We start from the raw sequence: 13,202 nt of genomic DNA, 5'->3' as shown, positions 1-13,202 counted from the left end.
GCAGGTGTGACGGTGTGACACTAACTGCTGGCCGCGATCAGAGCTTCTCGGATCGATGATCGAATAGGGAAATTGGCTGTCGGAATGTGCAGCGTGACGCGATCCGCGATGCGCTTGCCCACAGTAGCGATGATCGCCACCAAGGATGGCGTCGGGAACTTCGCGCTCTCAATCCGAATTGTGTTGCTCCGGCCGTTCGGCGATAAAGAGAGTATCGGGGAGAAGCCCAAGACGCTCGCGATCGGCGGCAGGTATACGGTCTGAATGTATTCGAGCGACCGTAAAACCCACGTCCTCGATACGCTCCTTGATATCGGGTCCGTAGGCTCGCGCGTGATCTGATCCGCCGAAGCGCTCGTCGCGCTCGCTCCGTGACATGGATGGCGTCGCTTCGAGCGTTTGACGATAGATAAGCGGTACTTGGATCCAGACCTGTCCTCGAGGCTTAAGGGATGACCAAACTTGCCGAAAAACATGCCGATCGTCAGGGACGTGCTCCATGACATGACACAAGACGACAATATCGAGATCGCTGGTGCCGTTCATGTTCATTAGGTCAACCTGCACGGTATCGGGGCCGTACCGTCCGGGCTCGATATCGCCTTTAATGAGGTTGCCCGCCTGAGATAGTCTCTTTGAAAGCCCCTTCTCGCTCGGCGCAATCTGGAGAATTCTAAGCGGTCCCGCCGGAAGCCCGAGAAGCTTACGGTCTAGAGCACAAATCAAAAACCGCTCACGATCCAGGGCATGACAAAGCGGGCAAATAAGCGTGTATCGCCCGAAACGGTAAAAAGCCGCCACACCGCGATCGCAAGCATTGCAGTGATGAGCCTTCCTCGTCGGGAGGAGTGTCAGGGTGAGGGCTCTCAGCCAATCTCCGTACGAATCAAGTTTGCGTGTGACCCGCCGCGTTGTGATACGATCAGCATAGCTGCGAAAAAGAGATAGAAGTCGGCTTCCTCGAGCGTTGTTCCACGATGGTTTCAGCATGTCGGCCTTCTAAGGTTTTTGACCCGAGGACCGATAATTAGCGCCCCCTGATATAACGTCGAGTCAGCGGAGCAGCAGGAGATTCGCCCCGTCATGGCATCGACCGTGATATCGAGCAGACCGGCGATCTCAGCCAGCGGCTCGTCAAGCACCGGTCAAGTCCAGACCCAAGCCGATCTCCAATCCCAATACAGGATCGGCAACCTCACAGATCGCGGCCACTCCCGAAAGGTATCCGGAAACGATCGCTTACCGATCAGATATGCTCGGGGTCTGTAAACAACAGGGTTACGGTCCCCATCCAGCCTGCGGCAAGCGAGGCGCAGCCGCCAACTCGGTCGGTTGGCGTGGCCGATTCCGTTGGTGACCCTTCCGGTCGACGCTCCCCGGACCTTCACACGGTGTGCTATATACCGATGCACTTGAACGGCTATACGAGCGAGTCATGGCGTTCCACATCAAAAATCCCGAGACCGACGCACTGGCCCGCCGGGTCGCCGCACTTAAAAGGACTGGTCTGACAGAGGCCGTCCATGCCGCGCTCAAGCATGAGCTTGAGCGCGAACAGGCTAGACCGTCCCTGGTGGAGATCGGCGTCAGGTTCTGCCGTGATCTGCGAGCCCGGGGCAAGCCTGATCACGGCAGGCCCGCCGACAAGGCGTTTCGCGACAGCCTGTACGAGAATGACTGATGTTCATCGACGCCTCGGCCCTGACGGCGCTGATGACCAACGAGGATGATGCGCGCGAACTCCTGGCCGGGACCCGGCGCGGCTGAACGGTGTTGAACCGGACTTTACTTGGCTGGCCACGGTCCAGATTGGATCACGTTCAAGAGCCTAAAATGCGGCGGGCTTGCTTCGGATGGTTAAGGCCAGGAGCGCCTCCGAAAGTCGTTTCTTCGCCCGCTCCACCCCGTTCTCGTCGATTGCCTCAACATCGAGGAACAAGTCGAGACCAGTCGCATGCTCGCTGATGACCTGAGGGCGCTGGGCGAGTTCACCCAGGAGGCCCTCGACTTCGTAGGGGACAACCTCCCGGCTGATCCCCTTCATGGCAATCGGTGCTAATGGACGCGCCCGGACAAGGTCGCGCACGAGCGCGTAAGTCTCATAGCTGAGGCAGATGCCGCCGGGCTCGGCAATCGACTGCAGCCGGGCCGCCAAGTTCGCCTCGGCTCCAATGATCGTGTAGTCCATCCGATCGTCGGAACCGAAGTTCCCAACATTGCAATAGCCCGTGTTGATGCCCATGCGAGCTCGGAAGGGCCGTTCAACTCCGCGGTCATGCCACACCCTGTTCAACTGCTCCAGCCGACGCTGCATGTCGACAGCCATGCGCAAGCAGGCTCTCGCGTCTTCCTCGACGCCTTGCGTCTCGGGGTCTCCGAAGAACACAAGAAGCGCGTCGCCGATGAACTTGTCGACGGTGCCGCCGTGTTTGAGCGCGATCGTCGACATCTCGGTGAAGTACTCGTTGAGGAGAAGCGTCAGGTCCTCAGGCTGGAGCCGTTCCACGATCGCGGTGAAATCCTTGACGTCGGAGAAAAAGATCGTGAGCTTCTTGCGCTCGGTCGCGATGGTGACGTCCTTCTGGCCGCTGAAGATGCTTTTGTAAATTTGAGGCGAAAGGTATTTGGCGATCTTCAATGAAATCGCGGCCAGGAAGTCGTTTGCCTCGGAAAGCTCCTTGTTGATGCCCTGAATCAACGCGGACTGCCGACGCTGCAGGAGAATGAACGTCAGGCCCGCCGCCGCCGCGAAACCGAAATATAGGAGCAGATACTTGAAGGTCAGCACATTCGCGGCGATAGGCTGATTGACTGATATCTCCTGGATCCCTCGGACATCCCCTACCTTCCAGTCCGTCTTGGGGCTGTCCGGGTGTGAGTTATGGCAGGTCACGCACACTTGTCCCATTATGACAGGGGCCGCGGCGCGGACCTGCCGGTCAAACAGTGAACCCGAGACCTCGATGATCGGCTCCTTCGGGTTGGCGCGCAAAGCCAAGATTGCATTCCGCTCGAACGCATCGAGCTGGTGGGGCGCGCGACCTTTGAAAGGCAGATCCGAGACGAACCGATATTTGACCGACCCGTCATGAGCGCTGATGCGCTTGCCGAGTTCGATCGAGAGGGTTGCTGGAATAGGGATCGCGCCTGGCACGTCCCGGTAGTTGTGCGTCGCAGTCACGGCGCCGTTAGCTTGCAGCACGCGTCCCACGACGTCGCTGCCGTAGAATCCGCGCATTTCGTCGATGATGCGGCTGATTTCGCTGGCTTGCCTGCGCAGCATCCGTTCCGACAGGTCTCGGAGGTCGAGCCAGGCTGCGACGGGCAGACCGATAAGGCCGATGACCACTGCCGCCACCAGGAGCGGTCCCATGGTGCGCTGCTGACGCGCAATCTGTTCTCCCAGTCCAGCCATTGTGCAGGCGCCCGGCCGTCTTATTATCTGAACTATAGCTCATTCCCGGCACGGTACCAGAGTCAGTCTTGGCTCGATGAAAACACATCAGCCCTGCAACGTCGGACCGACCTTGAGCGGTTGTTGCGAAGCCCCGACCCTCACAGCGGATTTCGCATTCTGGCGCCTGACGGACAGTGAATCAGTGAAGGGATGTCGCAACGTCGGTTATGGCCCGGAATGCGCTCCGCGATAACCGCTCAGGGGTCAAAAATTCACCTCTGGCAAGGTTGAGACTTCTGCGGTCGTAGAGCGGGTCGGAAAAGAAAGCGTCCCGCAAAACGTATCCGCGCTTCGGCCGCACTATGGAAAGGGACCCTGCGGCGGGTGACGCGGTACTGCGCGATGCCGGCAGCATGACGCGCACCTGAATGGTGCGCCGCTCGCCTGCGGTAAGCGCAACCAGAGCGACGACGAGGATTTCGCCAATTCGCATTTCATTGCCAGCAGCAAGGGCTGCCACGGCCGCTTAGGCACCATGATGAACTCGGATCCCATCCCGGCTCGTCCCCCCAAATGACGCCGTCGCGCATGCGACGCCTAGGTGAAGCATTTATTTTCAGGCGAACCGTTGCGCGAGGAATAACCCTACGGTGTGGATCGTGGCAGCGGCGCTTTCGCGTGTTAAACTGCTTGCATGGAGATCGACACCGACAAGATCGACGATGCCGTTATGGGCCTGCTTTGGCTGACGCTGCATGAAGAGAGGCGCGCCTGGAAGGGGTTGGATTGGAATGCTCTGGATCGCTTGCATGAGAAGGGGTTGATCGCGAATCCGGCAAACAAGGCGAAGTCAGTGGTTCTGACAGATGAAGGACTGCGGCGTGCGGAGGAGCAATTCCGAGCCCTGTTCACCCGCCCGGCGCCATGAGCCATGAGCGCTGGGCGTGCCTAAGAAATGATGGCGCACGTGGTTGAATTTCGATACCGGCGGCGCTGACGGCAGGCGGGACGGGCAGTGCCCTTGCCGTGGCGGCCAAACTCGTCTTCGTCACCTAGGCCAACGGGGGCATCCTGTCTGTTAAGGCAGTGGCAGAGAACACCGCAGTCGCGACGCTAAATCTCAACGGCATTGGCGCGAGGTCCATCCGCAAGATGCTTTCTGCCGGCGAATCGGCGCTTCCCGGGCCGAGTTGCAGGCAGGCAGCGGGTCTGCGCCCGCTGCTGGTACATGGGATGTTGAAGAGGCAGATTACCACAAGCAATGTGTCATCATGGCTGCGGATTTCCGAAGGCAGGTTTCTCAAGCACGAGCACATGACTACCAAGAGGCGATGTGTGAGTGCTCTTGACCTGGAACCCCTCGTCAGAGAGCGTTTCAATGAATTCGCCATCCGTTCCAGGCGGAACGCGGGCAACGACGTTTGATGTGCGCCTCACAATATTGGAAAGCACCCTTCGCGCCTTGCCTGGGCCGATGTTGCGCTGCATGTGCTGATAGACGGCCAGCAGCAGGACGATATCGTATTTCGGCAGAAGGATGTTGCCGAGGCGTCGGCTGCCGAGGTTTAGGCGATCGAACCGGGCATGCACCGGGGAGCCACTCAACAACATCTTTGCAGTCTCGATATGCGGCTTGGCAATGTCGATCCCGTGGATCGAACTGGGTTTCAGCTTGGATATCTCATAGGCGACAACACCCATATTGCAGCCAACATCGAGAATGGATTTTCCGGCGTAGTCGACCTTTGCGGAGAATAGCCCGTCAAGTCTGTCGTCCCACGTTCCTGCAAAACCCCTTTTGAATCTTGACCACCACAAATCATCAGCTCCTTTGGGAAGAGCCCCCTTGAGCGCCTCCTACCACGAGAGAATTAATGGTCGATACCCATTCAACTGGAATTGATCACATTGACGAACCAAGGCAGGGACGTGTGCGGCGGCATCACAACCCCATCACCCTGAGTGCCGCGGGAACCGGATAGCGGTTGCCGTCATAGCGCAGCCGGTAGGTCCGCTTCACAGACTTGGCGGGATGGGACTGGCATTCGCCATCTTTGTCGGGGGAGGGATTGTCGGTATCCGTCCGCTCGACCGCAATGATGTCACGATAGCCGTGATGGCGCGCCGGGCTCATCGCCAGGCTGACCTGGCTGGAATGAAACGATCCAGCGCAACTGGCATCGCCTTCGCCGCCATGGCCGGCCACCACGAGGCCGTCGAGTACCAAGCGCAGCGCATCGCTGGCGACGGCATAGAGCCGCAGGTCGGTTTCAGTGAAGGGAGTAGCCTGCGAATGGTTTGCCATTTCGATGCGCAGGCCGAAGGCGGTGACCTCAGGGGCCAGTGCATAGCGGCCGGTGTCGAATTCGACCATGCGGATGGGGATGGCATCATCGGTCATCAGTCCAGGCTGGAGCAGGCGCTGGCGCACCCGCAGGCTCTTTCTATCGACGACCAGTAGCTCGATGTCGCCGACATGCAGGTGGTCGCTGTTAGCGCTGTCGATCAGCGGTACCGCGACCAAAAGCAGGTCGTCATGTGCCGGCCAGATCTTGCAGATCAGGCCGAATGGCGCATCGCTCTCCGGGAGCGTTGAGGCGATGCTCGTGTGGGGTGCAAGCGTGAATGAGGCGCCGTCGGCGCTCTTTCGGGCCTCGGGATAGGCCTGCTGCACCAGCGCGGCGGCATCGCCGCAATCGCCGGCCGCTGCCCGGGCGGGCGACGGGCTGGCGAGGGCGGCGCCGAGCAACAGAATAGGCAACACTATTCGCATGGAGTTCTCGCGTCGCGGGGCCGGGTTCGGCCAGGGCCCTTCTACGCGAGATTGGTGGCGGCGCACAGGGAGTAGGGAAGTGACGGCTAGCTCCACCCGCTGCGTCAGGACCATAGGTATCCTGGAAAGTCGTAAAGTCCGAGCTCGCTTAGGGACGGTGATCGTGAGAACGCCGCCCGAGCGGCCAATTTTGCCAATGCTGTTCGAGCTACCTGAAAAACTGATACTGACAATGTGATCTCGATTGCCTTGTCGCGCTCCGATTAGATAAAGAAGCGCTCCGACAAGAAACCTCTACAAAACCGGACCTCGCCGATCCGTCAAGCGCACCTTCTAGGGTGTACATTCCAAAATTAACTCGGCATGACCTCCGTTTCTGACCGCCTGAGCCGGGCGCGTTCGCTGTCGGCGCGGTATTGAAGCAGAACCAGTGCCGCGCCTGCTTCGGCTTTCCGAAACCCCAGCTTGTCTTTCCTTGAGACTTGGCAGCACGGCGCGTTCAATCGGAACCGTGCTGCCTTCAATGTACAGCCAGTCCAATCAGCCGGCGAGCTTTGTCAACGCCAGCAGCCTTTTTGGCAGCTGCGAGCACCGCATTCATGTCGAGTTCTTCGAGGACAACGAGGTCGTTCACCCAGCCGCTTGCCCGCACCGCCAATGCTAGGTCCATGCCATCGGCCTGGTCCGGAACCTCAGCATTGATGACAATATCATAGGCGCCGCGAGTAAACATCATACCGGACACCTTGCCACCAACGCTTTCCAAAACCGCCTTGATTGCAGCTTCCCGGTCTGAGCCTTGTATCAATCCCTTGTAGGCATGAGGCGGACAGTTTCCCAGGATTGTCACTTTCATGGGTATTCCTCCCGATCTTGTACTAGTTTCGTTATTGATCGTTCCAACACGGAGCTAAGGCGGACAGTTGGGTCAGCCGTAACCCTGCATCGCAACGCTCTTGCTCGTATCCAAAGCTGGCAGCGGGAAAGGTTCGACCTGCCCTGCGGTCTTGTCCAGATACTGCATCAAGGCCGTCACGAGGTGGTAGAAAATGCTCGCGGGAACCTCCGTTGCCAGTGACCTTCCGCGCTCGTCAATCCTGTCGATCCACAAGCCAAGCGGTGCGGGATCGATATGCCATTTGAAGAGGCGGGCGACACGAGCTTCGATCTCGGGTTTCAGATCAGGCCCGCCGATGCCGTCCAGGGCGACGGCCGCCTTGACGGCTTCGCATTGTGGCCAGCTGCGGGAGAGCCGGTCGAAGGGAATTCCCTGCCGCGACACGGCTGCATAAGCCAGGCCCGTGGCCCGGTTCAATCCGCTGGCGATCGCCGACGAATAGAGCTTCCTGGCGTAGGCCGCCAAGTCTTTCTGCCCGCTTGCCCGCGCGAACTCGACGAGGAGCGAGGCCCATTCGAAATGGTGCCCTGGTTCGGTCCACTGTCCCTCCTCTCCCGGCAACGGTAGCCAATCGACGTCGAAATGTTCCCCAAGCGTCCAGCTCTCCTGATCGAAGAAATGGCACCGGAAGAGATCGATGACGCGTGCCGCCCGACGGAGATATGCACGCTCGCCGGTGACGCGATGCCAGGCAAGGAAGGATTCCAGCATGTGCATGTGCGGGTTCGAGAACCGCACCCCCTTCCAGCCGGGGGTCTCGAGGAAGCCGTTCAGGCTGACGTCCTCGAGATGGGTGTCGATGAAATGGAACGTCTCTTGTGCCAGCTGCAGGGCATCCTGATGGCCGCATCGGTGAGCATGGGCAAGCGCCAGGAGCACGCAGGAATGGTCGTAGGCGTCCTCCGTCGGGTCAGCCACGCTGCCGTCGGAATTGAGGGTGCGCACCCAGCCACCGCGTTCGGTGCGGCCGTGTTTGGCGATGAACTCGATGCCGTGGTCGATGAGCTTGTCGGCCGGTCCAACCCAGCCGCGTTCTTTGGCCACCGCGAACGCGTAAATCTGGCGAGCCATCGTGCGCATGCGCTTGGGTTTGCCCAAGGGCCTTGCATCGAAACCGAGAGCCTCGTGGAAGCCGCCATACGCATCGTCGACACCTGCAGTGGACCACAGCGGCAGGGTTTCGTTGAAGAGCCAGTGCTCGACCCGCTTGCGCCATGACCCGCTGATGATGACCCGGTCGTCCGACCCCGTGAACTTCGTTTCAAGGCGTCCGCTCTTCTCGAGTTGTTCGACCACTTTCTTCACGTTCTGGCTGCAGCTGACAGGAGCGACGAAAACCGCGTCCGGTGTCGTCACCACCGCCACATTTTTCATTCCGATGACTGTCAGCAGTCTGCCCTGGCTTCTGAGGTAGGAGTTGCCGCAATCCATGGCGACAACGTCGCCCATTACGACATTGCCGTCGGGGTCCGTCGGGCTGGCTTCCAGCAGCGATTGCCACGATCCAAGGTCGTTCCAGCGGAAGGAAGCCGTAACCATCGCAATACCGCGTGCATGCTCCATGACTGCGTAGTCAATCGACGTCGACGGGACAGCCGAATAGAAGCCCTGGGGCAGGTAGATGCCCAAGCCGTCAGTCCGTGCAGCCTTATAGGCCCGTTCCGCGGTGTCCCAGATGTCTGGCCGGAAGTCGAGAAATGCCTTCCGCATCGTGTCGGCACGAAACAGGAAGATGCCGGCGTTCCAGTAGAATCTTCCCGAAGACACATAGCTGCGGGCCGTCTCGGCATTGGGCTTTTCGACAAAGTGCGAAACGGCGGCCACTCCGTCACCAGTTGCCGCAATCTCGATGTAACCGTACCCGGTTTCGGGGTGCGTCGGCTTGATGCCGAACACGACAATGCTGCCTGAATCGGCGGCAGGCATGCCCGCCTCGACGGTTTCCCAGAATTGCGTTTCGGTCGATATCTGATGGTCGGAGGGGACCACGAGCACCAGCGCGTCCCCGCCATATTCGGAGATCGTGTGCAAGGTGGCTATGGCCACCGCAGCGGCGGTATTGCGGCCGACGGGTTCGAAAATCGGGCTGCCGCCGTTCAGGCCGAGCGGACCGATGTCCGAGATAACGCGGTCGGCATGCCGTTCGGAGGCTATCAGATAGATCGGCGTCTCGCCGTCCGACCGCGCCTTGAGGCGTCGGACAGTCTTAGCGAGCATGGAGCCGTCGCCCGAAAGGTCGTGGAATTGCTTGGGATTGTCTTCGCGCGAGAGCGGCCACAGCCGTGACCCGACGCCCCCGCTCATGACAAAACTTACGATCCGCTCCGGCATGGCCCAGTCCTCTCAAAATGTCTGGTTGTAGGCTCCGACCTCTGGATTGCGGCGCAGCACGGCATCGACAGCCTCGAACATCTCGCGACGTCGTTCCGGCGAGACTTTCCACGACGACAACAATTTCCGCCTTGTTCGACGAGGCCCTGACCAGACCCCACGTGCCGTCTTGGGCAACGACACGCACTCCATTCATGTGACGAGCTTGGCCAGCGGCTGGCCAGCGAACTCGATCCCGTCCGCCTTCATTGTCGTGAATTCCGCGTCTCTGCACCCATTCGGCGGGTCAAGGTGCCAAGCACAATGCCGATCTCTTACACGCCCATCAGGTTGAGTTCGGGCACTTCTCCGTGTCTGGATGGCCGAACCACCAGCGCGCCTCGCATTCCCGAAAGCCAGTGGCTTTGATGAGAGCACTGTTTCCGAAAAGGAATGTGTTCGGCTGGCCTGGTCGACTATACTCAGAGTCCCGGTTCTTCGATCCGCTATTCGCAACAGTTCTAGCACGCTGCCCGACGCAGGCCCCTTCAGCAATTGGAGTAGTCCTAACACGCTGGGTCGCGCCGCCTCGTCCAATAGGAGTATGCCCGCCGATGGCCGAAAGGAGGGCTCGTCCAAGCATGGCCGTCCCGAGAATGTCGAAGAAAGGTGTTTCGGACGCTTGGCTCGACTTCTCAAAGGCATTCTGGTGGAAATCGAGAGCTATCAGCCGGCCTCCGAAAAAGGATGATGGACTGTGCCGCGTTCGCCTTGTAGGCGATGGGAACTCGGCCAAACCCCGACCGCATGTACACGACGATCGATACCCTCACACGGAACGGTCAACCGCGAACGGCAGGTCTCTCTGCAACGGCAGATGTCATCCGTCGACAGGAAGAGAGAACGTTTTCGGGCCGATATCGACGACCATGATCTCCGGCGACACGCCGAAGCGCACCGGCAGCCACGATACGCCCAAACCCCCGGATACGATCATGTGCCGCCCACCCTCGACGATATGCCCATAGGCGAAGCGCTGTCCGTAGGCTGAATTGATGATGGGGGGCCGATGAATGGCAAGCGCACCTGTCCGCCATGTGTACGGCCGCATAACGTCAGGCTGACACGGTCAGGGACAGTAATGAAGATGTCCGGTTCATGCGCAAGGAGCAATATCGGATTGCCGTCGTCGGGTATTCCAGCCATTGTTCCAGGCAGATCGTCGACGCCCTGGTACACGCCGCGAGAAAACTTCTTGGCCCACTGGTCGCCAAGACCCGCGAGCCAGAACGCTGGGCCATCCTGCGGCCGAATAAGCGTGGCGGTGTTCTCGAGGACCGGAATGCCATTGTCGACGAGGGCTGCGCGGACGCTATCGACACCGTGCCACCAGTCGTGGTTGCCGAGAATGGCGTGGCAGCCGAGTGGCGCGGAAAGTTTCGAAAGTGAATTGCCCCAAACAGTGTCGGGCACGATCCCGGTGGCATAGCGAGGCAGCACGCCCATCACATAGTCGCCAAGGAGAAGGATGATGTCGGGCTGCAGGCTATTGGAAACAGCGACGATCTCATCGATCCTGGAAACCGGCATCCAAGGCTCGCAGGCGTGGATGTCAGCGACCACGACGATGCGCAAGGGCCTGGCAGTCGTCGGCCAGCGCGGCGGAAGGAGCTTGTAGTGAGTGACACGCAGTCGAAACCGAGGCTCAATCGCGAGGGCATAACTCGCCAGACCGAATGTCGCGAGCGACACGGCGCCAAAGAGCTTCAGGAATGAGCGCCGCGACGTCAGCACTTGTATTTCCCAGCAGAACGAGGTCGGTTTTAGGGAGCGCCACGAATTCAGCTGCGGCAGCCCGATCTCATATGCGCGGCGCCGGATGCGTTCGTGTTTGTCCTCTGACATGGTCGTTCCTCCTGTCGGTTTACCCAACGCGAAGGAGCGTCGGAACGATCCGATCCTACACGCCGATTTCGGACAAAAGAGGAACAAACCCCGGCAGCCTGGCTTCCGGAGGACCTGCGCAGCGGCCGGCCAATGATCCCGAGTATTTCGTTCTGTGGACCTGCTTCTTGCGCAATCCGACTTTCCCCCATACGAAAGCGGAATAGCAATAGGAGTTTGATGAATGACCGAAGAGAACAATCGCCAGAATGCAGAATTGATGGAATTGACCGCGGATATTGTTGCGGCGTTTGTCCAAAATAACGCAGTGCCAGTAGCAGACCTGCCCGATCTTATTTCTTCGGTGAACTCCGCTCTCGTTAGCTTAGTCAAGCCATCTGTGGTTGAGCAGCCAAAACAGACCCCGGCGGTCAATCCCAAAAAATCTGTGTTTCCCGACCACATCATTTCTTTAGAAGACGGGCGCAAGTTCAAGTCGATGAAACGGCACTTGGGCTTGCTTGGGATGACGCCTGACGAGTATCGAGCCAAGTGGGGGTTGGCGCGGGACTATCCTATGGTAGCACCAAGCTACGCAGCACAGCGATCGGAGCTAGCAAAAGCTAGTGGGTTGGGTCGTAAGGTGAGTGCAAAAATGCCCACCAACAAGAAGGCGCCAACCAAGAAGGCACCAGCCAAGCGGGTGAGTGCCTAAGAACACCCTGCCTCAGGCAAGCGGACTAATGCGATGACACGCCAATCCATTGCCGAAGAGCTTGAAAGCGCTGCTGGTCGCATCGCAGACATTTCGCGTGCGGATTTGCAGATCATTCTGCGTCGCGCCGCATTGATGCTATAGGAACGTCGCCGGCGTTGCCGCTGGAGCCAGCAACCGAGGACGCTCTCAACTCCATTGCTGCCGAAATGAAAATCGGCCGGGCGGACCTCATTCAGATCGTGCTGCGGGAATGGCTGCAAACGAACGCCTATTTGCCCGTGCGCGAAATCGATGAGGAGAGTGAAACGGACGGGAGCGCGTAAATGCAAACTTCCGCGATCACGCTGTGCACGGCGAAGCTGCGACTCAACTATCGCTAAGGCGCGGCGGACCTGATGGCTCGTCCGGGCTGGCGCCTTTCAGGCAACCTCCCACTGAAAGGCGCCGGCCTGTCGTATTCGTCGACGGCCATGGTACGAGCGATAGGAACCATTGGCAGTTCCAGCTTCTTGGCCGTCTGTCGCACTTTGAGGTCGACGATCTCGTCATCCCGCCTGGCGATGCGGCTTTCGAGATTGGCGATGCGCTCCGTCAAAAAGTAGCGCCCGACCAGGAAGCCTCCGCCTCCAAAAAGGACCGCGAACGAAGCAAAGGGGCCTGGGTTGGCTAGCACCAGGGCCGAGTTGGTTTGTAGAAATCGATCAAGTCCTGCATCTTTCCAGCTTCCTCGGCAGCCTGTGAATCTCCAGCCGAACCGGCCCGCCCCTGTCGCAACTCGTACAGAGCAGCGCCCTCTCGACCGTGCCGAACAGCGCGCCTTTGCCATACCTGCGGATGAGTGCGGCCGACTTTACCTCGGCATGATGCGAGCAATTTCTGCACCATGCCCGCAGCGTATGCCACTCCCGCTGTCGCTTGGCAGTTGAACGTAAGAATGCGCCGGTTTTGCTAAGGGTTGGCATTTAAACGTAAGAATCTTGGGCGGTGGATTCTCAAATTAAGTGCATCCGGCTGCTTCAGCGCCTTCGCCAGCGGCATGCGGAATACCCTCCCACGGAACCACCGCATTCAGCGTTTCCAGCGGCGAACCTTCTCCGTAAGTAGTAGACGTATACGCAATTCGGCTGCGAACGAATCAATTGACAAGCAGACAATGTTAACCAACAATAACCATGAAATGTAATACGTTTTTTACGTTCGCGAAATTAAGATGTTATTTTTT

11 protein-coding genes and 3 pseudogenes are annotated in these 13,202 nt (G+C 59.2%); 5 read left to right on the top strand and 9 right to left on the bottom strand.

Annotated features, from left to right (window positions below; translation table 11 throughout):
• Positions 1-168: 168 nt before the first annotated feature.
• Positions 169-990 (bottom strand): class I SAM-dependent methyltransferase, encoded by an 822-nt coding sequence (locus NKI67_RS24280; protein ID WP_352647288.1) that lies wholly within the window; start codon positions 988-990, stop codon positions 169-171.
• A 445-nt stretch (positions 991-1,435) separates the two neighbouring features.
• On the opposite strand from NKI67_RS24280, the gene NKI67_RS24275 reads away from it, so the two are divergent.
• A complete protein-coding gene (locus tag NKI67_RS24275; protein ID WP_254820584.1) occupies positions 1,436-1,681 on the top strand; it encodes a type II toxin-antitoxin system VapB family antitoxin in 246 nt (81 codons plus the stop codon).
• Positions 1,682-1,828: 147 nt separating this feature from the next.
• Here NKI67_RS24275 and NKI67_RS24270 read toward each other — a convergent pair whose 3' ends face one another.
• Positions 1,829-3,415 (bottom strand): adenylate/guanylate cyclase domain-containing protein, encoded by a 1,587-nt coding sequence (locus tag NKI67_RS24270; RefSeq protein WP_352570795.1) that lies wholly within the window; start codon positions 3,413-3,415, stop codon positions 1,829-1,831.
• A gap of 323 nt (positions 3,416-3,738) precedes the next feature.
• On the opposite strand from NKI67_RS24270, the pseudogene NKI67_RS24265 reads away from it, so the two are divergent.
• Positions 3,739-3,974, top strand: a pseudogene (locus NKI67_RS24265) (hypothetical protein); the annotation flags it as partial.
• A gap of 117 nt (positions 3,975-4,091) precedes the next feature.
• Positions 4,092-4,325 (top strand): DUF6429 family protein, encoded by a 234-nt coding sequence (locus tag NKI67_RS24260; protein ID WP_352647286.1) that lies wholly within the window; start codon positions 4,092-4,094, stop codon positions 4,323-4,325.
• Between the two features lie 341 nt (positions 4,326-4,666).
• Here the strand turns inward: NKI67_RS24260 and NKI67_RS24255 are convergent, their stop codons facing one another.
• From NKI67_RS24255 to NKI67_RS24230, 6 genes and pseudogenes are all read right to left on the bottom strand, one after another.
• Positions 4,667-5,215 (bottom strand): class I SAM-dependent methyltransferase, encoded by a 549-nt coding sequence (locus NKI67_RS24255; protein ID WP_156948240.1) that lies wholly within the window; start codon positions 5,213-5,215, stop codon positions 4,667-4,669.
• Between the two features lie 124 nt (positions 5,216-5,339).
• The gene (locus tag NKI67_RS24250) at positions 5,340-6,170 is read right to left on the bottom strand and encodes a PA3715 family protein (RefSeq protein ID WP_352647284.1); all 831 of its coding nucleotides are present in this window, start codon (positions 6,168-6,170) and stop codon (positions 5,340-5,342) included.
• Positions 6,171-6,690: 520 nt separating this feature from the next.
• A complete protein-coding gene (locus NKI67_RS24245) occupies positions 6,691-7,026 on the bottom strand; it encodes a GYD domain-containing protein (RefSeq protein ID WP_352647281.1) in 336 nt (111 codons plus the stop codon).
• Positions 7,027-7,098: 72 nt separating this feature from the next.
• Entirely contained in the window at positions 7,099-9,399 is a 2,301-nt protein-coding gene (locus tag NKI67_RS24240; RefSeq protein ID WP_352647279.1) for an AGE family epimerase/isomerase, read from the bottom strand.
• A 12-nt stretch (positions 9,400-9,411) separates the two neighbouring features.
• Positions 9,412-9,663: pseudogene (locus NKI67_RS24235) on the bottom strand (phosphomannomutase/phosphoglucomutase); the annotation flags it as partial.
• A 595-nt stretch (positions 9,664-10,258) separates the two neighbouring features.
• A pseudogene (locus NKI67_RS24230) lies at positions 10,259-11,178 on the bottom strand (metallophosphoesterase).
• Between the two features lie 328 nt (positions 11,179-11,506).
• Between NKI67_RS24230 and NKI67_RS24225 the strand changes: the two are divergent.
• Together NKI67_RS24225 and NKI67_RS33905 are read left to right on the top strand one after the other, a co-directional pair.
• On the top strand, positions 11,507-11,977 hold the full coding sequence (locus NKI67_RS24225; protein ID WP_023679941.1) for a Ros/MucR family transcriptional regulator: 471 nt from the start codon (positions 11,507-11,509) through the stop codon (positions 11,975-11,977).
• Positions 11,978-12,135: 158 nt separating this feature from the next.
• Positions 12,136-12,303, top strand: a complete 168-nt coding sequence (locus NKI67_RS33905) for a hypothetical protein (protein WP_352875123.1) — start codon at positions 12,136-12,138, stop codon at positions 12,301-12,303.
• Positions 12,304-12,356: 53 nt separating this feature from the next.
• On the opposite strand, the gene NKI67_RS24215 is transcribed toward NKI67_RS33905, so the two are convergent.
• The gene (locus tag NKI67_RS24215) at positions 12,357-12,575 is read right to left on the bottom strand and encodes a hypothetical protein (RefSeq protein ID WP_352647274.1); all 219 of its coding nucleotides are present in this window, start codon (positions 12,573-12,575) and stop codon (positions 12,357-12,359) included.
• Positions 12,576-13,202: the final 627 nt, after the last annotated feature.

Origin of the sequence: Mesorhizobium sp. M0408, from assembly GCF_040321495.1 — a bacterium.
In the GTDB taxonomy this organism is placed as follows: domain Bacteria; phylum Pseudomonadota; class Alphaproteobacteria; order Rhizobiales; family Rhizobiaceae; genus Mesorhizobium.
The sequence above is the reverse complement of the archived record's forward strand: the minus strand, read 5'-3'. Positions and strand labels throughout refer to the sequence as shown.